Genomic DNA, 24,921 nt, shown 5'->3' with positions numbered 1-24,921 from the left:
CCTAAATTTATGGAATAAGTTGGCGAACAACTGGGCTATTATTAAACAACTCCCTTTTCACTTGTGGAAAAAGTTTATTGTGAGAACTTTTTAATGAGCCTGTTTTAGCTCTAGCTGATTTCAGCCGATCTTCTGCTAGGTTTTGTGCTGCTTGATGGGTGGAAATATTGTTTAAATTAGAGCGCTCAAAAATTTGCAGAAGTCCATCAGAAATATTGTTTAATTGCTGAAACACTTTAGCTTCTTTATAACCGATCATTTCGTTATAAACATTGATTAATCCCCCTGCGTTAATGACATAATCTGGACAATAGAGAATGTTTTTTTCGTGCAAGAGATAGCTATGAATCAATTCATTTTCGAGTTGATTATTTGCTGCACCCGCAACGATTTGCGCTTTGAGTTGGGGAATCGTCGCATCATTAAGAACACTACCTAACGCACAGGGAGAAAACAGATCTACATCTTGGCTATAAATCTCTTGAGGTTCGACGACTGTCGCCTGATAACGGCGTTTCACCTCCTCGGTTTTAGCTGGATCGAGATCGCAGACATACAGTTTAGCCCCGCGTTCGTGTAAGTATTGACAGAGATGGTGACCCACATTTCCTAAACCTTGAACCGCGACTCTCATTCCCTCTAAATTTTCCTGTTGCCAACGATAAGCGATCGCAGCTTGAATCCCTAGTAAAACTCCCATCGCCGTCACAGGGGCAGGCCCACCTGCTTTTTCTTCTTGGCCGACAACATATTGAGTCTCACAACAGATTTCGCGTACATCATCTGGGGTAAGATTGACATCTTGACCCGTGACAAATTGCCCCTGCAAGCGATGGACAAACCGCCCATAAGCCCGTAAAAGTTCTGGGTTTTTCTCCGAAGGATGGGCAATAATCACTGCCTTAGCCCCTCCTACAGGAATATTGGCACAAGCAGCCTTATAAGTCATACCACGACTTAGACGCAGTGCATCAGAAAGCGCATCGATCTCACTCACATAAGGCCAGAGACGAGTTGCACCCATCGCCGTTCCTAAACTTGTATCGTGAATCGCAATAATCGCTCTTAGATGACTTGCGCTGTCATGGCAGAATAACACCTGCTCATGTCCCATCCCTGTAACTGTTTCAAAAAGTTTCACCTATATTCACTCCTACACTAAGGGAAAAGAAATCTGTGATTCAGATTTCGTTGCTTGAACGCCTTGAACGCTCAAACTTTTATTGCGCCCTTTAGATGGAGCCAGACGCATTGCATCGATGCAAACATCGACGACGACTGGCCCAGATAAAGACATCGCTCGATTTAAAGCCGCTTCTAACTCGGATTCTTGTTCGACTCGAATACCCTCGGCACCCATGCCGCGAGCGATCGCCACAAAATCAGCTTGCGGTATCGTCGCATCGGCACCCGTTAAACCGAGTAAAAACATTCCTTGATAGCACATATTGTATCGACCATCATTGAGGACGATCCAAACGGCGGGAGCTTGGTATTTAACAGCCGTACTGACTTCACTATTCATGAGCATTGCCCCATCACCCACAATAGCCACCGCTTTTCCACCGCGTCCCAAAGCGGCTCCAACTACGCCCGTTACGTTATGTCCCATCGCTCCTACACCTGTACTAACGCGATAGCGATGAGCCTGATCGAAACGCAAAAGATGAGTTGACCAAGTAAATGAGTTTCCCGATTCTGCCAAAACCACAGCATCACTACCGTCAACGACAATACTTTGAATGGCTTTGATCAACACTTCGGGGCGTACTAGGTTTTCTACCTCTCCATCGATCTCAATGGTTTCAGGTTGGGGAAAGAGCAATTGCTGAGATGATCTGACAGGCATCGCATCCAACAAGGCTTTCACAAAAATATCGGCATCCGCAATCACAGGATAGGTTTTAGCAAATGGATAAGCCACCCCTGGTACTTTTGGATCGATATCGACATGAATTAAGCCCTCAGCAGGTATCATCGCCTCACTCCAAAACGAAGTCGGTTCCCCTAAGCGTGTTCCTAAGACTAAGATGCGTAATGGCGATCGCTCTTGTAGATACTGGATCACTGACTCATGTCCCCCGACACCTGTCACCCCGACAAACTGGGGATGAGTTTCGGGAAAAATCCCTTTACCACGTGGCGAACACATCACCGCCGCCCCTGTTTTTTCGGCAAGTTGACGAATCGAATGAGTAGCATGACGCGCCCCAAAACCAACCCAGATCGCAAATGGCCCTTCTTGCAGTAATTTAGCGACTTCGAGAATCGTCTTTTGACTGGGTAAAGGAGGATACGCCGTTAATTGAGCAGGTGGTAATGGGGTTTCGATGGGGGTTGATTGTACTCCCGTCGGGATGCTGATATGTGCGACAAAGCCCCCTGTTCCTGCCACGCCCAAAGCCAATCTACGGGCAATTTGCGGTAATTGTTTAGGTGATTCTAAAACCGTTGCTTCGTGAAACAACTGACCCGCAGTAAAGAAACTTTCTTGAGGTAGAGTATAGCTACTGGTTTCTTGAATCGCCCATCGTCCGCGTTGTGCTGCCGAAGTACAAGCCGATAGATGAATGACCTTAGCCCCTTCATCTCGCGCTGCAAATAGACCTGTTAAAGCATTGGTAATCCCTGGCCCTGCCGTTGTAAAAACGACTACGGGACGGTTACTTGTAAAGTAAGCCTCTGCCGCCGCAAACGCCGCACCCCCCTCGTGACGACAATGGATAACTTGAATGAGAGGACTATTTGATAAGGCCGCCCATAGAGTAGCCATTGCCCCACCTGATACCCCAAAGGCTTGACGCACTCCTATTTCTTCTAACACTTTGACGAGCGCTTGAGCAACCGTTAAAGAAACATCCCCATTACCGTTAAAGCTTAAATTGCTGCCATTGGGATAATGACCGTTGCCATCTATTTTTGCTGGTATCGTTTTTTGAGATACTGAGCGTTTAGCCATTATTGTTCTCTTGGTATAGTTTTGAGTTAAATACTGTTAGTGTCTGTTCCAATTGGGAAAGGTAAACCACCCCCTCCAGTGAAGGGATTTTCTCCATTAAAGAAATCACCTATTGCTGAAAAATCGTAAGTATAATCGGCTGATGTGGGATAGTTAGAGAAATCAAAATCGTAGGTATAATTGGCTGCTGTGGGATATCCATTGAGCAAATCGCCATCAGCAACATTAGATGTACTACCACCATTGGTCAAATCATCGAAATCATATTGATAGTCATCCTCTGTCGGATAATCGCCTTCAAATTCAAAATCAAAGACATAATCATCAACGGTTGTTGTAGTGTCACTCACCGTCAAAGCTTGATCGTTACTGACAACAGAATCACTACTGTCATCGGAAAACATTTCACCAATCCTACTGAAAAAATTGCCGCTATCCCAGAGTAATTCATCGTCGTCGCTAAATTCGCCGTCTTCGCTTGAGTACCATTTGCCGTCTTCATCTTTAAGTAAATAGCCTTCTCCTAAAAAGATGACGATTTCTTGTCCAGCAAAAGGATTACCACCCGCGAAAGGATTACCACCACCAAACGGAGGTGTTCCGCCACTACCACCACCACCAAATGGAGGGGTTCCACCACCACTACCACCGCCACCAAATGGAGGGGTTCCACCACTACCACCACCACCAAATGGAGGTGTTCCGCCGCTACCTATGGGATCATCATCACTAACAGAAGTGCTGCTAGGGCTGATTTCTGGTTCGTCTCCATCAATAAAAGGATTACCATCAGTAACAGGGTTCCAATCGCGCCAAGGATTGCCACCAATCCCGCCGCCACCACTACCACCACCAAACGGAGGAGTGCCGCCACCACTACCACCACGACCAAAGATATCTTCTGGGCTGTCAATTTCAAAACCAGGGATATCGAACAAACGTCCAAAGGGACTTTGACGAAGCAGTTCTAATAACTCGGAGTTATCTGAGCCACCTGTATTATTTCCAGTATCGTTATTAGTAACCATTGTTGTTGAGAAGGAATTGTTGTTTATAAGACCACTATCATCAGGAAAATTAAGCTCGTAGGTACGATCGCTATCGCTGGCTGTTGGATCATTGACTATGGTGACATTACCATTATTATCAGTCGATAAATAGCGATCGCCATTGCCTAAAATGGTTTGATTTTCGTCACTGATGCCAAGACGATTACCCAGCAGACTATTATCATTTCCATCAGGACGATTACCATTCCCCGTAATTTTATTATCATTTCCACTAGGACGGTTACCATTACCTGTTATGGCGTTATCATCACCTAAATACCAATTTCCGTTACCTGTGGTTTGGTTACCACTGCCAAAGTACCAGTTACCATTTCCCGTCGTTTGATTATAACTATTAAAATACCAGTTCCCGTTACCTGTGGTTTGGTTGTTGTCTGCTCCAGAACCGATACATCTGTCGGTATATCACCTACAAAAGATGGAATACCACCACCCGCAAACGGCGGTAGGTTGCCAGGAAAATTACTATCGCCTGGGCCAAAAACGGGATTATTATTTAATGAATTTCCGACCTGCTCACCAGACATAAAACCTCTAATCGATTGCTCAAATTTTAGACATCATACTTACTGCCCAAACAAGGACATTTATTAACTACAATAAAGTAGAATTAATAAATAAACTTATACTTCCAGAGTAAGGGCTTATTAAGATAATGATGAATTAACTAAATGAATTGACTCAAGTTTTGAGAAAATAGGATTGAGTTAAAATCTAATTTGTAGTTATGTAATGCAGCTTATTAAATTTATTTTAGAGAAGCAATCAACTTTTTGTCGGTAGCAGTGTTAATTTTTTTGATGTCTCAAACTAAATTGATCAATCCTCATCAGACAGTCAAGTCATTCAACCTAATCATTTAAAAATGTTAGCTAAGATACAACAGATTATCGGTTTACCTCTTTCTAAAGACATAGATCATAATTCAATTATTCTCTATCTTCAGAAATAAAGATAATTTTTTCATGGTATAATCTATATTGTAGAGACGAGCCATGACGCATCACTGTTATCTATTGATCACTATTGCATGAGTATTGATATAGCGATTAAATTACTGTCTGATGTAATTAATTTGGAAAAAAATTAAGAATTTAATTTTAAAGGATTAACTCTATCTTTGGACATAAAAGATTTTAATAATTTTAAAAAAATGTATCGTATAAAACAAATTTACAAGAACAAAAATATTAAACACAAATCTAAACTTTGTCTATTGTAACCTTAAAAATATCTGACTAAACTTGCAAATAAGTATCTACAAAAAATATTAATAGTTCTGCACTTTTTAATCAGCAGGCTAGGAAAGAAATTAATGACTATACAATCTCATTCTTATATAACCAGTGGTGGTGTAAGAATTTGCCGTTCGACCCAAGAAGTGAATATTACTACCGCTTTAGAAACGATTTTATCTTCTCTTGATACACAACGAGGCGGCTTATTATCGAGTAGTTATGAATACCCTGGACGCTATAAAAGATGGGCTATTGGTTTCCTTAATCCACCCTTAGAACTGGCAACTCGCGATCGCAGATTTACCCTGACAGCACATAATGAACGAGGTGAACAACTTTTATCATATCTTGCCCAAAGCCTTAGTCATCATTCCCAACTAGAACAAGTAATTGTACAAAACGATCGCATTACGGGTTTAATCAAACCAACAACGCAACTTTTTTCCGAAGAAGAAAGAAGCAAACAACCCTCCGTCTTTACCCTCATCCGCGTTTTAAGTCAAATATTTGCTAGTCCAGAAGATGAGCATTTAGGACTCTATGGAGCATTTGGCTATGACCTTGTACTACAATTTGAGTCTATTACTCAATATCGTACTCGTCCCGATGACCAAAGAGATTTAGTCTTGTATCTTCCCGATGAATTAATGGTAGTTGACTACTATCTCAAACGGGCTTATCGGGTACAATATGATTTTGAAACCCTCTTTGGCAACACTCAAGGAATGCCTCGTACTGGAGAAACCATCAATTATCGAGGTCAACCTATTCCCCTAAATCAACACTCTGACTGTCCACCCAATGAATACACACATTTAGTCGAGACAGCTTTTCAATACTTCCGTCGTGGGGACTTATTTGAAGTTGTTCCGAGTCAAAGTTTCTTCCAAACCTGTGAAGAAGCACCTACCCAACTTTTTCAAAACCTACAGCAAATTAATCCGAGTCCCTATGGATTTATTTTAAATTTAGGGGGTGAATATTTAATCGGTGCCTCTCCCGAAATGTTCGTACGAGTAGAAGACAGATATGTTGAAACCTGTCCTATTAGCGGTACGATCAGACGGGGAGAAGATGCGATCTCTGATGCGGCACAGATCCGACTATTGCTGAATTCCCATAAGGATGAAGCTGAGTTGACCATGTGTACCGATGTCGATCGTAATGACAAATCTCGCATCTGTGAACCAGGCTCAGTCAAAGTTATTGGTCGTCGTCAGATCGAACTTTATAGCCATTTGATCCATACTGTCGATCATGTTGAAGGAATTATACGCCCCGAATTTGATGCCCTAGATGCCTTTTTGACCCATACTTGGGCTGTGACTGTGACTGGCGCACCGAAACGCTCTGCCATCCAGTTTATCGAACAACACGAAAAAAGTGTACGCCGTTGGTATGGTGGGGCGGTAGGTTATTTTGCTTTTAATGGCAACCTTAATACAGGCTTGATCTTACGCACCATTCGGCTTCAAAATTCGATTGCAGAAGTGCGCGTAGGTGCTACTATTTTGGTTGACTCCGTACCAGAAGCCGAAGAACAAGAAACCTTAACTAAAGCTGCCGCCTTATTTCAAACTTTACATCAAACCAAAGAGCCAAGACAAAAAGTTATTTCTACCCAAACTACGTTAAAGTCTGAGCATCCCCCGCAACACGTGTTACTCATTGACTATGAAGATTCTTTCGTTCACACCCTAGCTAACTATCTACGTCAAACGGGTGCGATGGTGACTACCTTGCGTCATGGTTTTGATGAGTCTTTTTTAGACCCAGAAGCATTGGATCTTATTGTCCTTTCACCAGGTCCAGGTAGACCAAATGATTTTGAAGTACCTGCTACTGTCCAAACCTGCGTTAAAAGAAAAATACCTTTATTTGGTGTTTGTTTGGGTTTACAAGGCATTGTCGAGGCTTTTGGGGGACAACTCGGAGTCCTGAATTATCCACAACACGGCAAAACCTCTCGTATTTTTGTCAATGATCCAAACTCCTCTCTATTCCGTCATTTACCCATTTCTTTTGAAGTTGGTCGCTATCATTCTTTATATGCCATACCTGAACGTCTTCCAGATGACTTGAAGGTGACGGCAGTTTCAGAAGATGATGTGATTATGGCGATCGAGCATCGTACTTTACCCATTGCGGCTGTGCAGTTTCACCCAGAATCTATTATGACCCTAGCTGGCAATATCGGTTTATCGATTATCAAAAACGTTATGACTAGCTACACCAAAACCTTATCAACCCAACTTAAAGCGAATAAACTTTGAAGCTATGCTGATCCGCCGCCGTTTTACTCAAACTACTGATTATACACTTGCATCTTTGACCGAGCAGCCACGCCATATCTTAGAAAAAATTGTTTGGCACAAAGAACAAGAAATCGCAAAAAGAAAAACTCAACTATCTTTAATTGAATTGCAAACTCAACTTAAACAGGAAACTTATCCAGTCCGAGATTTTTTGCTTGCTCTTAAACAAAGTGATCTTAAACCGAGTTTAATTGCTGAGGTTAAACACGCTTCACCTAGCAAGGGTATCATCCGAGCGAATTTCGATCCGATCGATATTGCTCTAGCTTACTGTACTGGTGGTGCGACTTGTCTATCGGTTCTATGTGATTCTGTTTTCTTTGGCGGTAGTTTCGAGTATTTACAAGCGATTCGAGAACACGTTAACCTACCCCTATTGTGTAAAGAGTTTATCATCGATCCCTATCAGATCTATCTTGCTCGTAGGATGGGTGCAGATGCCGTTTTATTGATCGCGGCTATTCTTTGCGATCATGATTTACAGAACTTAATCGATCTCACTCATCGTTTAAGGATGGAAACACTGATCGAGGTACATAATGCGAAAGAATGTGAACGGGTTTTAGCTCTAAAAGACGTGAAGATGTTAGGCATTAACAATCGCAATTTAGAAGATTTTACCGTTGATTTAAGCACTACTGAACAATTGATGCGCGAATATGGTCAGTCTTTGGGTCAAAAGGAAATTACAGTCGTTAGTGAATCGGGGATACACACTTCATCTGATTTAAGACGTGTCCAGAGAGCGGGTGTGACGGCGATTTTAGTCGGAGAAAGTTTGATGAAACAATCTTATTTGGAACGAGCGGTCAAAAATTTGTATGACTTAGTTAACCCTATATAAAACATGACAATTATTACTGATACTTTTCAAAAATTACGACAACAGGGACGATGTGCGTTAATTCCGTTTATTACCGCAGGCGATCCCGACTTAGAGACAACCGCCCAAGTTTTACGGGTTTTAGACGAAAATGGAGCCGATTTAATTGAATTAGGTTTTCCTTATTCCGATCCGCTTGCTGATGGGCCTGTGATTCATGCAGCAGCAACACGCGCCCTCAAAGGAGGAACACGTTTAGAGGAAGTTCTAGAAGTTATTCAAACGGTTAGTTCTGGTATAAAAGCTCCAATTGTTCTTTTTACTTACTACAACCCGATTTTAAACCGAGGAATTCGTCCTTTTGTTGAACAGATTGCCCGTATTGGAGTAGAAGGCTTGATCGTACCAGATTTACCACTCGAAGAATCCACACTCTTATTACAAACGACGGCTGAAGTAGGAATTGACCTAACTTTATTGGTTGCTCCCACCAGTTCACCTGAACGAATTAGGGCGATCGCTGATCAGTCTAGCGGTTTTATCTATCTCGTAAGTGTTACAGGAGTAACGGGGGTGCGTTCTAATTTGCAAGGACGGGTAAAAGAGTTGTTAGGACAAATGCGAGAGGTAACCGATAAACCGATCGGCGTTGGCTTTGGGATTTCTAGCCCAGAACAAGCCCAACAAGTCCAAGAATGGGGGGCTGATGCCGTTATTGTGGGGAGTGCCTTTGTGCAACGATTAGCCGCAGGTACCCCCACAGAGGGGTTACAAGCCGTCGGTCATCTTTGCCGAGAATTAAAAACGGCTCTCGATCAACCAAAAATTGCTAGTTTGGTCTAAATTCATTTATTGACTTTTTGTAAAAAATATGGTAATCATACAGACAACTCAAAGACCCGATGCTTTAGGGCGGTTTGGTCAATTTGGCGGGAAATACGTTCCAGAAACGCTAATGCCTGCTTTAGCAGAACTTGAGACAACATTCAGACAATATCAAGACGATTCTAGCTTTCAGTCCGAATTAAATGAACTTTTGCGAGATTATGTCGGTCGTCCGAGTCCGCTATATTTTGCCGAACGTTTGACTCAACATTATCGCCGTAGTAATGGAACAGGGGCGCAAATTTATCTCAAACGAGAAGATTTAAACCATACTGGGGCGCACAAAATCAATAATGCTTTAGCTCAAGTCTTGCTCGCTAAACGCATGGGGAAACAGCGTATTATTGCCGAAACAGGTGCAGGACAACATGGTGTCGCTACTGCTACAGCTTGCGCTCGTTTTGGTCTAGACTGTGTGATTTATATGGGTGTCCATGATATGGAACGACAAGCCCTCAATGTGTTTCGGATGAAATTAATGGGGGCGCAAGTTCATCCCGTAGCATCAGGAACAGGTACCCTCAAAGATGCTACCTCTGAAGCAATACGTGACTGGGTGACCAATGTCGAAACCACTCACTATATTTTAGGCTCAGTTGCTGGCCCTCATCCCTATCCCCTCATTGTCCGAAATTTCCATACTATTATCGGTCAAGAGACTCGCGCTCAAGCTTTGGAAAAATGGGGCGGTTTACCTGATATTTTACTGGCTTGTGTGGGTGGGGGATCGAATGCGATCGGATTATTCCACGACTTTATCGATGAGCCAACAGTACGCATGATCGGCATCGAAGCAGGTGGAGAAGGGATAGACTCAGACAAACACGCTGCTACTTTAACACGGGGACGAATTGGAATCCTACACGGTGCGATGAGTTACCTACTCCAAGATGAAGACGGACAGGTGATCGAAGCCCATTCTATTAGTGCAGGTCTAGACTATCCCGGTGTGGGGCCTGAACATAGCTACTTAAAAGAATGCCAACGCGCCGAATACTATAGCGTAACCGATCAACAAGCCCTAGAAGCATTTGAACGTCTGTCTCGTTTAGAGGGTATTATACCCGCCCTCGAAACAGCACACGCTTTCGCTTATCTTGAAACCCTATGCCCTCAGTTAGAAGGAAGTCCCCATTTAGTGATTAGTTGTTCTGGACGTGGGGACAAGGATGTACAAACCGTCGCTAAATTATTTACCAAACTCCATGATTGAAACATTGATCTTAGAACAACAACCAACAACGACGATACTCTGGTCAGATCTCCTAGAACAACTCCTCTCGGGTCAATCGCTTTCGGTTCCCCAGTCTGCTGACTTAATGCAAGCTTGGCTCACTGATACTATACCGCCTGCCCTTTCTGGAGCTATTCTAACTGCAATCAATATCAAAGGTGTGACCAGTCAAGAGTTACTCGGGATGGTACAGGTTTTATATGCTCAGTCAGTTTATCCGACTTGTCCCCCTTCCCGAACAACTCCCTTAATCGATACTTGTGGCACTGGAGGAGATCTTGCATCGACTTTTAATATCTCAACAGCCGTCGCTTTTGTCGCAGCCTCCGCAGGAATAAGAGTCGCTAAACACGGCAATCGTTCCGCATCGAGTAAGACAGGTTCAGCCGATGTTCTCGAAGCCTTGGGAATTAATCTTAATGCTAACAGGGACAAAATTGAAGCAGCCGTAGAGGAAATCGGAATAACTTTTCTTTTTGCTCAAAATTGGCATCCTGCTCTCAAAAAAGTGTCTGTTTTGCGTAAAACTCTCAAAATTCGGACGATTTTCAATCTGCTTGGCCCTTTGATCAATCCATTTCAACCTACTGGACAAGTAATCGGTGTTAGCGATCGCAATTTAATCACCCCTTTTGCCGATGTTCTCTCCCAACTGGGTATTAAACGCGGCATCATTCTACATGGACGCGAAAGGCTTGACGAAGCAGGGTTAGGAGATCTAACGGATTTAGCAATTATAGACGATCGTCAGATCCAATCTTTAGTTCTCGATCCTCAAGAATTAGGAATCACACCTGTTACGACTACTGCCCTAAAAGGTGGAAATGTTGCCGAAAATGCCGAAATCTTAGCCCAAGTCCTACAAGGCAAAGGAACGCAAGCGCAACAAGATGTAGTCGCCCTCAATACCGCCCTCGCTTTGTTTGTTGGAGAAGCCATTCAGGAGGAGGGGAATTACCTAGATATGTTTGCGAAAGCTTTAGCCAATGCCAGAGAAGTTCTTTCTAGTGGAGAACCCTGGCGAAAATTAGAACAATTATCCCAATTTCTACAGTAAATAAGGAATAAAACTATGATTATCATCATCAAAAAAGGAACACCCGCCGAAGAAATTACCCGTATTTCTCAGGAATTACAGGAAAACTGGCAGATTAAACCCGAAGTCGTTGTGGGACGACATCATACAATTATTGGTGCAATTGGTGATACAGCGACTATTGACCCTTCGATCTTCCAAGAAATTAGCCCTTGGATCGAACGTGTATTAAGAGTAGAGAAACCTTTTAAACGCGCTAGTCGAGAATACTATCACGGACAAGCGAGTGAGGTTATTGTCTCGACACCCAATGGCGAGGTTAGCTTTGGTGAACATCATCCCGTCGTGGTCATTGCGGGGCCATGTGCAGTGGAAAATGAAGAAATGATCGTCCGAACCGCTAAACGAGTTAAAGCCGCAGGAGCGAAATTTTTACGAGGTGGGGCTTATAAACCGCGTACCTCACCCTATGCGTTTCAAGGACATGGGGAAAGTGCCTTAGAAATGTTATGGCAAGCCCGACAAGCAACTGGTTTAGGCATTGTCACAGAGGTAATGGATACCGTTGATATTGAACCCGTTGCCGAAGTCGCCGATATTTTGCAAATTGGGGCGCGTAATATGCAGAATTTTAACTTACTTAAAAAAGTAGGATTGCAATCTAAACCCGTTTTGCTGAAACGTGGTATGGCCGCGACAATGAATGATTGGTTGATGGCGGCAGAATATATCCTAGCATCGGGTAATCCGAATGTTATTCTCTGCGAACGAGGCATACGGACGTTCGATTGTCAATATACTCGTAATACTTTGGATCTAGCAGCGATTCCAGTATTACGATCGCTAACACATCTCCCCATTGCGATCGATCCCAGTCACGGTACTGGAGTAGCGGCATTTGTACCAACGATGGCGAAAGCGTCACTCGTTGCAGGGGCAGATGCGCTAGTGATCGAAGTTCATCCCAACCCCGCCCAAGCCTTATCGGACGGGCCGCAATCCCTTACTCCAGAACAATTCGACGATCTTAGTCGAGAAATGGCACTGCTTAACCAAGTCATTAATGACAGGGTGCAACCTGTACCTGCTTTAATTTAGGACAAAATTATGTTACCAGCCATCAACAAAGAACTGATTTCGCTACTCGGCCAGAAAATTACATCAAAAGCTAACCCTGAGCCAGACGCTGATCTGATCCATTTATTAGCGGAAAATGGTGTACCTGAATTTGTCTGGAAAAGTCTGATCCTAAATTGTACGGCGGCTCGTACTAACCCAAAATCCCCACTTTCTAATCCCCCCCAACAGGTTACGATTATTGGCGGTTGCGGGAAAATGGGCTGTTTATTCGGAGATTTCATCGCACAATTTGGTCATTGTGTCAATAATCTAAGCCGAAAGAATTGGTCAGAGGCTCCACAACTTTTGGGACAAGCGGACTTAGTTTTGATTGCAGTTCCTATAGAAGAAACTTTAACGGTGATTGAAAAAGCGAGTCAATATCTCGAACCTAAAACCGTTTTAGCGGATCTGACTAGCATCAAAACTCAAATTGTTTCAGCCATGCTAGAACATCATTCAGGCCCCGTTCTGGGTTTACATCCGATGTTTGGGCCGGGGGTTCAGTCGTTGATGGCACAAAATGTGATTGTTTGCCCAGGGCGGAATATTGAGGCCTGTCAGTGGTTTTTAGACTTAATGGAAAATAGTGGGGCAAAACTGAGTATTTGTACCAGTGAAGAACACGATCGCATGATGGCTAATATTCAAGCGATCCGTCATTTCATTACCTTCAGTCTTGGCGTATTTCTTGCACAAGAAGGTCTTGATCTGGCTCAAACGCTCAATTTTGCTAGTCCTCTCTATCGCTTGCAACTCGATCTCGTGAGCCGTTTATTTGCTCAAGATAGTTCTTTATCCTTTAAGCTGATGTTAGCGTCTCCAGAACATCAAGCCGCGATCGCTCGTTTAGAAAAGACAATTGCTCATCTAGCACAAGCGATCACAACCAAAGATCAAACCATCTTAGAACAAGCGTTTGAACAATCAAATAGCTTTTTTAGAGCAGATGCTAACCGCGCTATTCATGAAAGTAATTATCTAATTGATCGTCTCAGTATTTTTCTAGCCGCACAGGATAATTCAGAATTAACGTGAGTTTTAGGATGTAATATTTAAGGAGTTTTTGGCGAATGAACATTACTCGACTGCAATTTACTTTAGTGTTAATGCTAACGGGGGTTTTATCAAGCTTTTCTGCACCAGCACAAGCGATCGCCGTCTGGAATGAATCTGTGAATGGTGATTTGTCGGATAATGGTTTAATTCCGACTGATTTGGGACAATTACAGCGAGGAAACAATAGCCTGACAGCTACATTTTCCCTTGGACAAACCATTCCTGATACCGATTATTTTACATTTGAAGTACCGTCGCAATTATCCCTAGAACAAATTATCCTTAAATCTTTTACTCCTGAAGATGAAGGGGCCTTTTTTGCGGTTCAGACAGGCAATGTTTTCGATTTTGTCTTTACAGGGCCTAATGCTACGGGTTTACTCGGCTGGATCGATGTGGGTCAAGAGAGGCTTAATACAGATATTCTAGATGATATGGGTCGAGCCAATTTAAGTCCGAGCGCTCCTGGTGCCACTGGGTTCACACCACCCCTTCCTACTGGTCAATATTCATTCTGGTTGCGTCAAGGAGGTGAAAGACCTGTGACAGTCACTCTAGACTTTGTGACCAGCGTTCCAGAGCCTTCTACTATAGTTGGACTAGAAGCGATTTTAGGTTTGGGTAGTGCAGCTTTCCTAAAACGAAATATTTTCCGAAAAAAAGTATAGAAAAACGATTGCATTTTCTTTTTTAATGGAATTAGAAGCAATATATTATTTATTGATTTGATGCCTAAACAGGATGATTTCTACTTTGAGGATGATTTTAGGAGTGAGAAGCTTTTGTTAGCTTAAGTACAACTTAAGAATGGTCAGCCAAGACAAAATATTTATCTTCTGACTGATTGACTTTTAGCTAACATTACTCATCAAAAAAATAGTCATGTCTCAAGAATCTTTGACCATCCTGCTTATTAATGAAAACCAAATAGCCCGACAGACGTATTGTAAATATTTACAAGACGACAAATATCATACCTACACAATTTTAGAGGCGAGTTCTAGAAAACAAGCCCTGTCGATCTGTAGTGAACAATTTCCCGATGCGATCATCTTAGATTATGACTTGGAACTTGATGGGTTAGAGATCTTGAATGAGTTGCGCTCTCTTCGTGGTACTCATGATCTACCTGTCGTCAGGTTAGCCGATCAAAGAAATGAAGAAATAGCGGCGGCGACGATTAAAGGGGAGGCTTCCGACTACTTAATTAAGAGCAAAACCACAGCCGAAACACTGCGACAGGCGATTCTTCGTACTATTAAGCGAGAACAGCTAAATCGTCAACAAGAAAGAGATGTGAGCGCACGCCGACAAGCAGAAACCGCATTACAGCAACAGTTAATTAGACAACGATTGGTGATGGATATGCTCGAGCGAATTCGCCAATCTCTCCAACTTGATGAAATCCTGAACACCACCGCGAGGGAAGTCCGACAATTTTTGAATACAGATCGAGTGTTGATTTTTCGCTTTAACCCTGACTGGAGTGGTCAAGTAGCTGTAGAATCCGTTGGTGAGCAATGGTTATCTATTCGAGAAACATTGATTCATGATCCCTGTTTTAACAAACCTCAAGAAGGAGCTAGTTATGTTGAACGCTATCGCAGGGGACGGGTACAGGCTATCTCAGATATTTATACAGCAGGACTTGAACCTTGTCACGTTGAACTACTCGCTCAATTTCAAGTGAAAGCGAATTTAATTGTACCGATTTTGCAAAGAGATAATCTCTGGGGGTTATTGGTTGCCCATCATTGTCAATCTCCGCGTCAATGGCTAGAAGAAGAAATCAAATGGCTACAACAACTAGCGATGCAGGTTGGTATTGCGATTCAACAATCTTGTCTCTATGAGCAATTGCAAGATGAACTGGTGGAGCGTCAACAAATTGAAGAAGAACTGCGACAAGCGCGTGATTTCTTAGAAAAACGAGTGACACAACGAACCGTTCAACTCGCCAGTGCTAATCAGGAATTGCTATCAACCCTAGATGAACTCCAAGTGACGCAAGAAGAACTCCGTCAGCAAAATGAAGCCCTACTTGCTGCTCGTGAATTAGCGGAAGCCGAAAGCCAACGCTATCAAGATTTGTTTTCAGAAGCTCCTGATGGTTATTTAGTGACTGATATTTATGGCAAAATTCGAGAGGCGAATCGGGCGGCGGCTACTTTGCTAGGTGTCCCGCAAACCCGCCTAGTCGGTAAACCTTTAGCGGTGTTTATTGCCGCATCTGACCGCGATACTTTTAGAATGCGCTTAACTCGATTGCAGGCGGTACAGAATTGGGAAATGTGCCTTCATCCGCGATCGCGCTCCCCTTTTTATGCAGTTTTAGCGATGACTTGCATGAAAAATCCGCAAGGACAGCCAGTAGGACTACGTTGGCTCCTCCGCGATATCAGCGAACGCAAAAACGCAGAACGGCAAATCCAACAACAAGCAGCATTGATTGATATTGCGAGTGACGCAATTTTTGTTTGCGATTTGGAATATCGGATCTTATTTTGGAGCCAAGGGGCTGAACGTTTATACGGTTGGTCTGCTTCGGAAACTTTGGGAAAAAAAACTTGTGAACTTTTCTACAATAACTCTGCGACTGAGACCGAACCCGACTTAAATACTGTGATCGAGAAAAGTATCTGGTATGGGGAATTAGAACAACTGACCTTAGAGCGTCAGAGGATTATTGTAGAGAGTCGTTGGACATTGGTACGCAATGAGACAGGCGCACCACAATCGATACTTGTTGTCAATACTAATATTACAGAAAAGAAACACCTCGAAATTCAGTTTTATCGCGCTCAACGTTTGGAAAGTTTAGGAACTCTAGCCAGTGGTATTGCTCACGACCTCAATAATATCCTGCAACCGATTCTATTTATTGCTCACTTACTACGACAAAAATTCCCTCTTCTGGATACGCAAACTCAAGAACGTTTGATGATGTTAGAAGATAGTAGTCGTCGGGGTGCCTCTTTAGTCGCTCAAATTCTTTCTTTTGCTTGTGGAGATGGTGAAGAAGGAAAGCGTAGCTATGTCCAAATTAAGCATTTATTAAAGGAGACGATCCAAGTTGCTCAAAAAACCTTTCCTAAATTGATCAGAATTCAACTTAATTACCCAAAACAGGAGTTATGGACGGTTCATGCGGATGCAACTCAACTCCATCAAGTATTTATGAATTTAATTGTTAATGCTCGTGATGCGATGCCAGAAGGCGGTAATCTGACGATTACGGCGGAAAATTTTTTGCTTGATGAGACTTATGCTCGGATGGAATTAGAAGCGCATTCAGGGCTTTATGTGTCTATTGCGATCGCTGATACAGGTACGGGTATTGCACCCGAAATTAAAGAGCGAATTTTTGATCCTTTTTTTACGACGAAGGAACAGGGAAAAGGAACGGGATTAGGTCTTTCTACGGTTTTGGGTATTGTCAAAAATCATGGGGGTTTTGTTCAAGTTAAAAGTGTTCTTAATCAAGGTAGTGAATTTAAAGTCTATTTACCAGCTGTCGAGACTCAAGTCAGTGAGCCGACAGATTTCATCGAATTATCTGATGGCAATGGACAAATGATTTTAATTGTTGATGATGAATCTCTGATCAGAGAAATCGCTCAATCGGCATTAGAGGAGCATAATTATCGGACGCTCACTGCAAATGATGGAATTGAAGCGATCGCTCTTTATGCTCAATATCAGCATGAGATTGATGTTGTTTTAATCGATCTCATGATGCCTGAAATGGATGGAATCACGGCGATTCGCGCTTTACAAAAAATCAATCCTCAACTCAAGTTTATTGTGACTAGCGGGCTTGCATCGAGTAGTAAGCTCAATAATATTACCGATTTGGGGGTTTCTACTTTTTTAGCTAAACCTTATACGGAAACCGAATTATTAAAGGCTCTACGCAGCCTATTTGTCACGTAACTATTTTTCTTCTCTCCAAGCTTTGGGTGTAATTCCTCGATATTGGCGAAACTGACGAAAGAAATAGCTTGCATTAGAATAGCCCACAGTAGTCGCAATTTGTTCTACTGACCATGTTGTATTTCTGAGTAATGTACAAGCTTCTACTAAACGGCGTTCGATAATCCATCGATTGACAGTATGTCCTGTTTCTTGTTTAACTTGGTTAGTCAAATAAGCAGGGGAATAGCCGACTGCTTGTGCTACGTCTGATAAAGAAATCTCTCGATGATAATTAGCCTCAATAAAGTTAAAAACCTCATTAAAAGGGGAAACCGTCGGAAAAATAGATGTTATCTCTTGTTGCGTGGGAATTGAGTTTGATGCCGAATCAATGGAGTTTTTGTGAACTTCATTTAATACGTCTTGACACCGCGCTAAATAACAGCGTTCAAGAATGGCTTTTCGTTGAAGTCGTGCCGAAACGGCTGCTAATAATTCTTCAGGCATTAGGGGTTTAGTTAAATAATCATCTGCTCCTAATTCCATCGCTTGACGATATTCAACTTTTGCTGTTTTCGCCGTCAGAAAAATTAGCGGGATTAAGGATGTTGTTGGATCTTGACGCAGTTGATTAAGAACACCATAGCCATCTAATTCAGGCATAATAATATCACACAAGATCAGATCGGGTAAATGTTGTCTGGCTTGCTTGATACCGCTAATCCCATTTTCGGCACTAATGATTTTATATCCTTGAGACTCTAAAAATTCTTGAAATAAATCACGATTTAATGAGTCGTCCTCAATTAACAATATATCTGCCATAAATTTTATAGCCTAAGTGATTGAGCGATTAACTAAAAATTGTGGCGGGGCTTAAAGAAGATCAGGTGAACTGATGCCTTATGATAAATTAAATTTTTTCCGTTATTCTCCAAGCAAGAAAATATCTTGTTTTTCAATAGGAGTAATAAGCGGGCTACTCGTAATCTTATGTGTATGTTAATTTTTATAAATCAATCTTAAGATAGATTTTATTTTAATCAAATCACTTTTAAAAACATGATTATTTTTACTTTTTTCTTTTCTCTTCTCCACTTGTGGAAAGACAGATTTTATTTTGATCAAATCACTTTTAAAAACATGATTATTTTTACCCCTCAACCTAGTCTTCTTTATGATTGGTGAGGGCTGGCGCAGGTGAGGTAAGGTGATTAATTTATAGAAAAATTACACTTTTTTTGAATATTGTTATCTAGAAAACAAAGTGAATTTTCACTATCAAAAAAATGTTCATCTTTAGCAATAAAATCTTGATTATTTTATCGATTTTAACTTTTGTTACCTAAGTTGTCTTGTGAATAATGTATAATCTTTTTTCTGTCTTTTTTCACAAACATCTTTTGCAATCTACGATAGAAAGTATCAATATAGGTAAAAATCACAGGCACAACAACTAAGGTTAATAGCGTCGATGTTGTAAAACCACCAATAACTGCGATCGCCATTGGGCTACGAGTTTCGCCATCTGCACCCAATTCTAGAGCAATAGGGATCATACCGATGATCGTAGAAACAGAAGTCATCATAATCGGACGTAAACGGCTAATACCTGCTTCTAGAGTGGCTTTGTATTGTGATTTTCCTTCTTGTAAGGCAGCAAGGGCAAAATCGACCAAAAGAATCGCATTTTTAGTCACTAACCCCATTAATAAGACAATACCAATTAAGGCAAATAATCCTAATTCTTTTTGGGCAATGAGTAACCCTAAAAATGCCCCACCAATGGAAAGGGGTAAAGCGGTTAAAATTGCCACAGGATAGAGGAAATTGTTATACAGTAGCACTAAAACGCCATAAATTCCCAATACCGCTAAACCTAAAGCCGCTAGAAAGCGACTAAAGATATCTCGCATGATTTTCGCTTCCCCAAAAGGTTCTTCTGTGACTTCTGCGGGTAAGGGGTTCATTGCAGGTAAAGCGCGAATTTTCGTTAATGCTTGCCCTAATGATAATCCTTCTAAATTTGCCCCTAATTCCACACGACGACTGCGGTTAAAGCGTTCAATTTCAGCAGGGCCACTTCCTAAACTAATATTAGCAACTGAACTCAACGGAACTAGGGTACCATCAGAACTGGGAACTCTTAAGTTTTTTAGCGTGTCAATTTCGCTCCGTTCAATAGAAGCAATTTTAACTCTAATGGGAATTTGTCGATCGCTTAAATTAAATTTAGCTAAGTTAGAATCATTATCCCCAATCAAAGCGAGAGATGCTGTACGTGCGATCGCTTGTACCGAGACATTCTGATCCGCCGCCCGTATGGGATCGGGTGTAATAATAATTTCAGGTTTAACTAGGCTAATACTCGAAGTGACTTCGACTAAACCTGGAACACTTCGCATTTGTCGTTCTAAGGTGTTCGCCGTTTGTGCTAATAATTCGCCATTTTCGCTTTTTAAGACGATAGAAACGTCTTTACTACCACCTCCCGCGCCCTGACTCCGAAAAGATACCCGCGCCCCAGGTATTTCTCTAAATTCTAAGCGCATTTTCTCTTCAAATTCTTGTTGAGAGATATTTCTTTCATCTTTGGGAATCAGATTAACGTATACTGTTGCGGTGTTAACTTTACTGCCCCCAATATTGGCTAAAACGCTACTCACTTCAGAATTATTGCGTAATAACTGGGTGGTTTCTTGAACGACATTAGTTGTATCAGCAAGAGTTGAACCAGGAGGAAGATCCACAGTAACAGTACTTAAACCTGTATCGGGGCTACTAAATAAACCTTGAGGAATGAAGGGAATGAGTTGTAAGCTACCAATGAAAAAGACGATCGCAATAATCAGTGTTGTAATACGATGATGTAACGCCCATTTGAGTAAACGACGATAAATACCCCAACCCGAAGTATATGTATTTTGATCTAAATTTTGGACTCTTTTGGGTTTCAGTACATACGCACTGACCATCGGCGTAATTGTTACGGCAACGAGGGAGGAAAAGATCGTAGAAACAGATACAGTGACACCGAAGGGTTTAAAAAATTGTCCAGGTATACCTCCCATAAATGCGACGGGGAGAAATACAGCGATAATAGTCGCCGCAGATGCTAAAACCGCTAACCCAATTTCACTAGAGGCATCGACAGCAGCTTGATAGGGTGTTTTTCCTTCTTGTAGGTGAGTATCGATATTTTCCACCATACAAACCGCATCATCGACTAAGTTCCCAATAGCAAGGGCTAAACCCAGTAATGTCATACCGTTAAGGGTATAGCCAAATGCTTGCATCACCCAAAATGTGGGAATAATCGATAGGGGAAGTGCGATCGCAGTAATCAGCGTCATCCGCCAATCTCTGAGGAAAAGCCCTACCACAATAACGGTTAAAATGCAACCACTAATTAAATCATTAAGGGTTCCTTGATAAGACTCTTTAATATCTTTGGCGCGTGTAAAAACGAGATTAAATTTAAGATCATCAGGTAAGCTTTGTTCTAAATTAGCGATCGCAACCCTAACTGCTTCTTCAACCGTGACTAAGGTACTACCACTACTTCGTAAAACCGAGAAACCAACAACTGATTTACCATTAAGATAAGCCGAAGATCGCGGATCAGCATAACTATCTTCTACCTTTCCTAAATTTCCAAGCGGAACATTATCACCATTGGGTAAAACGATGCGATAATTGCTTAAATCTGCTACTGTTTTCGCACTGCCAAGGGTTCTGACGGTTTGTTCACTGCCACCAACTTCAGAACGTCCCCCAGGTAAATTAATATTAAAATTGCGGATCTGATCATTGACTTGTGTCGCGGTAATACCATATGCGAGCAAGCGACTGGGATCTAAGTCTACTCTAATTTCTCGATCTACTCCACCAATGCGATCAATTTGTGCTACACCTTGGACATTGGCTAAAACTCGGCTAATTCTGCGATCAACTAAATCACTTAGTTCCTCTACCGAGCGCTTATCTGATGATACGGCATAGGTAATGACTGAGCCACCAGAAAATTCTAATCTTTTAACAATAGGTTCATTGATATCTTGCGGTAAATCTTGCCGAATTTGGGCAACCGCATTACGAACATCATTGGTTGCTTGGTTGCTATCGGTTCCAAGGACAAAATTAACGGTAGTAGTGCTTGAACTTTCGGCAACGTTTGAGCTAATCTGATCGATATTCCCTAAACCTGCCACCGCATCTTCGATCTTTTTGGTGACTTGGGTTTCGAGTTCCACTGGCCCCGCACCCGGTTGCGTTACAGTAATAATCACTGCGGGTACGTCGATATTAGGATTACGATCAATGCCTAAACTAATAAAAGAAAACCATCCCGCCAACGCTAGTACAAGAAAACTAACTAAAATCGGGATCGGGTTTTTAATTGACCAAGTGGATAGATTAAAGGACATAGTTTAAGTTAGGATTTAATCTGAATTTTGTCGCCATCATTAAGATAAGCTGCACCTTTGATCACAATGCGATCCCCTACATTTAATCCGTTGGTGATTTCGATCTGATTATTGGGTAGAATTTCGCCTAGGCTAACGGTTTGAGCAATGACTGTGTTGTTGGGTTGGATAATGTATGCAATTGCTTTTCCATCCGACTGGGGTAAAATTCCATCCATCGGCACCGTTATGCTTGTTGCGCTATTTGTCACAATAGAAGCCCGTAGAAACATTCCAGGTTTGAGGGAGCCGAAAAAGGGTAAATCAACTTTCACCGTTGCCTGACGCGATTCTATATCAACTACAGGGTTAATTTCTCGGATGGTACCTATTAGTTTTAGGCTTGAATCGGCATCGGAGGTAATTTCAACTTTTTGACCAATACGAATGGCGGTTAATTGATTTTCAGGGATTTTGAGGTGTAATTCTAAGCGTTCTGCTTCGATAATTTCAAATAAAGCCCCTTGTGATGAAGCATTAGTGGTATCTCCTACTCTGGCATTGCGTTGAGTAATTTTGCCGTTGACTGGGGAGATAATACGAGTATTTTTTAGTTGGGCGGTGATGACTTGGACTTGACTTTTAGCTTGGGCGAGTTGGGCTGTTGCTTGAGCAATGACTTCAGAACGCGGCCCTGCTTGTAATTCGGCTAGTTGCTGTTGATTTTCTCTGAGTTCGGCTTCTGTTCTGCGGACTAGGGCGAGTTTACTACGTTCATCGTTGATTGCTTCATCAAGTCGATCTCGTGCGATCGCTCCTTCTGCTTCTAGGGTTTGGTTTCTCGATAGTCTTTTTTTCGCTAAGTCCCAATCTGATTTTACTTGAGTTAGTTCGGCTTCTGTTTGTCTGACTGATTCTCTGGCTCTTGCTATTTCTTCGGTTCGAGTTCCTGCTTTCAGTTCAGCTAAACGGGCTTGGGCTTGGGCGACACTGGCTTGGGCTTGGGCTAACTGGGCTTGTAGAATAGAATCATCTAATCTGGCTAAAAGTTGTCCTGCGCTGACCGATGCCCCTTCATCGACATAGATTTCTTGTATTTGTAATCCATTGGCTTGAGCATTGACGGTAATCAATTCATCGGCCGTAACGGTACCTGTTGCTTTAAGTGTACGATTGATGGGGGATAGTTGAACGGTTGAAACCGTCACACTTTGGGCAGGGGCTTGGGCTGTGGGGGCAACGCTTTGAGGGGCTTCAGTTTGTTTAGGTTGAGCGAAAAATTTTGTACCGCCCAAGGTTAATAAGGCACCTAATCCAATTCCAACTAGAACACCTTTACTACCCGACAGTAAAGATGACTGATTACGCTTTTTGGTTGGTGTCGCATCGAATTGATATTCGTGTTCTATTTCAGTTGGGGGTTGGTTACCGTTGTTCTTAAAGATATCTTGCGTCACGTCTAGCCCTCTGCGATGTGAACGGGAACTCGATGTATGTAAACTTTTGTTTCTATATTTTAATATAACTTAAAACTGCTTCACTCTGGGGAGATGGAGGATCTTCAAAAGGAATAAATTTAGGTGCACTTAAAAATACAGTCAAAGAGATAGTCTAAAAGCTATGCGATCTATAGAGTGATTAACCGAAGAAATTTTATCTTTGTCCAACGCTTCTAAAGTTTTATTGATAGGAAAGTTAGTCGAAGGAAATAATCGGAAAAATCAGTGTAAAATTTGTGCCGAGTCCTACTTGACTTTCTACTTTAATTGTGCCTTGATGAGCTTCGACACATCGCTGTACGATCGCAAGTCCTAAACCTGTTCCTGGTATGAGATCGACGTTACTTCCACGATAGAAGGGGTTAAATAGATTGTTGAGGTCTTCAGTAGGAATACCCATTCCTTGATCTTGGATCTCAAAAATCATTTGTTCGGCTTCTGCAATCACGGTAAGATGAATCGTTCCACCTTCGGGTGAATATTTAATCGCATTGCCAATCAAGTTTGTTAAAATATGCCGTAGTAATGTTTCATCCCACAACCCCTCTTGTAAATTGCCTTGAGTCGTCAAAATAATTTGATGTTTTCCTTTACTACTAAGTTGTAGAGTTTCAACTATTCTTTTACAAAAATATTCTAAATCAATCGCTTCAAACTGACACAGTAACCGTCCTGAGTCGGCACGACCAATTAAAAGAACTTCGGTTAATAATTGATCCATATCTTTAATCGCGGTACGAATCATGCGAAAATAAGATATTTGTTGCTCTTTGGTTAGGCGATCGCGACTGTCTTCTAACAATCCTGCTGATAAAAGAATCGTATTCAAAGGATTTCTAAAATCATGGGACAACATCGAAACAAATTCAGTTTTTAGTAGATTAAGTTCCTGTGCTTTGATAAGTTCTGCGGTGCGTTCTTGTACTCGTACTTCTAGTACTTTTTTAGTCTCTCGTAACGCTTCTTCGGTTTGTTTGCGTTCAATTGCATAACACAAGGAACGGACTAACAAATCTAAATTCACCTGACGTTTTACTAAATAATCTTGCGCTCCACATCGTAACGATTCTAAGGCAAGCTGATCATCATTGGTATTGGTTAGAACAACGATCGGAAGTTGTGGAACCGTTTGCACCAAGGAAACAACAGAATCTAACCCTTGACTATCGGGAAGAGTTAAATCAAGTAAAATAACATCAAAAGATTGATTTTTTAGTTGTTTGAGTCCATCTTTAAGACGTTGCACATGAGACCAACTAAACTGTTTAGGTTGGGAACCTTTGAGGATTTCTTGTAATAGTCTTGCTTCAGCGATATTATCTTCGATTAGCAAAACACGGATGATATCAGACGAAATCATTGT

At 41.9% G+C, this 24,921-nt stretch carries 17 protein-coding genes; 9 read left to right on the top strand and 8 right to left on the bottom strand.

Annotation, left to right across the window (positions count from 1 at the left end; all coding sequences use genetic code 11):
• Nucleotides 1–7 precede the first annotated feature (7 nt).
• The 4 genes from scyB to CFPU101_RS13680 all read right to left on the bottom strand — a co-directional run bounded on the left by scyB (nt 8) and on the right by CFPU101_RS13680 (nt 4,556).
• Nucleotides 8–1,141 carry a tryptophan dehydrogenase ScyB gene (gene scyB, locus CFPU101_RS13695; protein ID WP_206815904.1) on the bottom strand — a complete coding sequence of 378 codons (1,134 nt, stop codon included), beginning with the start codon at nt 1,139–1,141 and terminating at the stop codon, nt 8–10.
• Between the two features lie 12 nt (nt 1,142–1,153).
• Nucleotides 1,154–2,959 carry a thiamine pyrophosphate-binding protein gene (locus CFPU101_RS13690; RefSeq protein ID WP_206815903.1) on the bottom strand — a complete coding sequence of 602 codons (1,806 nt, stop codon included), beginning with the start codon at nt 2,957–2,959 and terminating at the stop codon, nt 1,154–1,156.
• Between the two features lie 26 nt (nt 2,960–2,985).
• Nucleotides 2,986–3,987 carry a hypothetical protein gene (locus tag CFPU101_RS13685; RefSeq protein WP_206815976.1) on the bottom strand — a complete coding sequence of 334 codons (1,002 nt, stop codon included), beginning with the start codon at nt 3,985–3,987 and terminating at the stop codon, nt 2,986–2,988.
• A 293-nt stretch (nt 3,988–4,280) separates the two neighbouring features.
• A complete protein-coding gene (locus CFPU101_RS13680; RefSeq protein WP_206815902.1) occupies nt 4,281–4,556 on the bottom strand; it encodes a hypothetical protein in 276 nt (91 codons plus the stop codon).
• Nucleotides 4,557–5,344: 788 nt separating this feature from the next.
• Between CFPU101_RS13680 and CFPU101_RS13675 the strand changes: the two genes are divergently transcribed.
• The 9 genes from CFPU101_RS13675 to CFPU101_RS13635 all read left to right on the top strand — a co-directional run bounded on the left by CFPU101_RS13675 (nt 5,345) and on the right by CFPU101_RS13635 (nt 17,671).
• On the top strand, nt 5,345–7,540 hold the full coding sequence (locus CFPU101_RS13675) for an anthranilate synthase (RefSeq protein WP_206815901.1): 2,196 nt from the start codon (nt 5,345–5,347) through the stop codon (nt 7,538–7,540).
• A gap of 4 nt (nt 7,541–7,544) precedes the next feature.
• On the top strand, nt 7,545–8,426 hold the full coding sequence (gene trpC, locus CFPU101_RS13670; RefSeq protein WP_206815900.1) for an indole-3-glycerol phosphate synthase TrpC: 882 nt from the start codon (nt 7,545–7,547) through the stop codon (nt 8,424–8,426).
• Nucleotides 8,427–8,429: 3 nt separating this feature from the next.
• Nucleotides 8,430–9,248 carry a tryptophan synthase subunit alpha gene (trpA, locus tag CFPU101_RS13665; RefSeq protein WP_206815899.1) on the top strand — a complete coding sequence of 273 codons (819 nt, stop codon included), beginning with the start codon at nt 8,430–8,432 and terminating at the stop codon, nt 9,246–9,248.
• 28 nt (nt 9,249–9,276) lie between these two features.
• On the top strand, nt 9,277–10,503 hold the full coding sequence (gene trpB, locus CFPU101_RS13660; protein WP_206815898.1) for a tryptophan synthase subunit beta: 1,227 nt from the start codon (nt 9,277–9,279) through the stop codon (nt 10,501–10,503).
• Nucleotides 10,496–11,581, top strand: coding sequence for an anthranilate phosphoribosyltransferase (gene trpD / locus CFPU101_RS13655; RefSeq protein WP_206815897.1), 1,086 nt, complete (start codon nt 10,496–10,498; stop codon nt 11,579–11,581). Before trpB ends, trpD begins: the two co-directional genes overlap by 8 nt.
• Before the next feature lie 15 nt (nt 11,582–11,596).
• Entirely contained in the window at nt 11,597–12,658 is a 1,062-nt protein-coding gene (aroF, locus tag CFPU101_RS13650) for a 3-deoxy-7-phosphoheptulonate synthase (RefSeq protein ID WP_206815896.1), read from the top strand.
• Between the two features lie 9 nt (nt 12,659–12,667).
• A complete protein-coding gene (gene tyrA, locus CFPU101_RS13645; protein WP_206815895.1) occupies nt 12,668–13,717 on the top strand; it encodes a bifunctional chorismate mutase/prephenate dehydrogenase in 1,050 nt (349 codons plus the stop codon).
• Nucleotides 13,718–13,752: 35 nt separating this feature from the next.
• Nucleotides 13,753–14,406: a hypothetical protein gene (locus CFPU101_RS13640; protein WP_206815894.1), complete on the top strand. Its 654-nt coding sequence runs from the start codon at nt 13,753–13,755 to the stop codon at nt 14,404–14,406.
• Nucleotides 14,407–14,620: 214 nt separating this feature from the next.
• On the top strand, nt 14,621–17,671 hold the full coding sequence (locus CFPU101_RS13635; RefSeq protein WP_206815893.1) for a response regulator: 3,051 nt from the start codon (nt 14,621–14,623) through the stop codon (nt 17,669–17,671).
• Here the strand turns inward: CFPU101_RS13635 and CFPU101_RS13630 are convergent, their stop codons facing one another.
• From CFPU101_RS13630 to CFPU101_RS13615, 4 genes are all read right to left on the bottom strand, one after another.
• A complete protein-coding gene (locus tag CFPU101_RS13630) occupies nt 17,672–18,478 on the bottom strand; it encodes a response regulator (RefSeq protein ID WP_206815892.1) in 807 nt (268 codons plus the stop codon).
• 506 nt (nt 18,479–18,984) lie between these two features.
• Nucleotides 18,985–22,080: an efflux RND transporter permease subunit gene (locus CFPU101_RS13625; protein ID WP_206815891.1), complete on the bottom strand. Its 3,096-nt coding sequence runs from the start codon at nt 22,078–22,080 to the stop codon at nt 18,985–18,987.
• A gap of 8 nt (nt 22,081–22,088) precedes the next feature.
• The gene (locus CFPU101_RS13620) at nt 22,089–23,516 is read right to left on the bottom strand and encodes an efflux RND transporter periplasmic adaptor subunit (protein WP_206815890.1); all 1,428 of its coding nucleotides are present in this window, start codon (nt 23,514–23,516) and stop codon (nt 22,089–22,091) included.
• A 238-nt stretch (nt 23,517–23,754) separates the two neighbouring features.
• Nucleotides 23,755–24,918 (bottom strand): hybrid sensor histidine kinase/response regulator, encoded by a 1,164-nt coding sequence (locus CFPU101_RS13615; protein ID WP_206815889.1) that lies wholly within the window; start codon nt 24,916–24,918, stop codon nt 23,755–23,757.
• Nucleotides 24,919–24,921: the final 3 nt, after the last annotated feature.

Origin of the sequence: Chroococcus sp. FPU101, assembly GCF_017312365.1 — a bacterium.
In the GTDB taxonomy this organism is placed as follows: Bacteria; Cyanobacteriota; Cyanobacteriia; order Cyanobacteriales; family Microcystaceae; genus Chroococcus.
The sequence above is the reverse complement of the archived record's forward strand: the minus strand, read 5'-3'. Positions and strand labels throughout refer to the sequence as shown.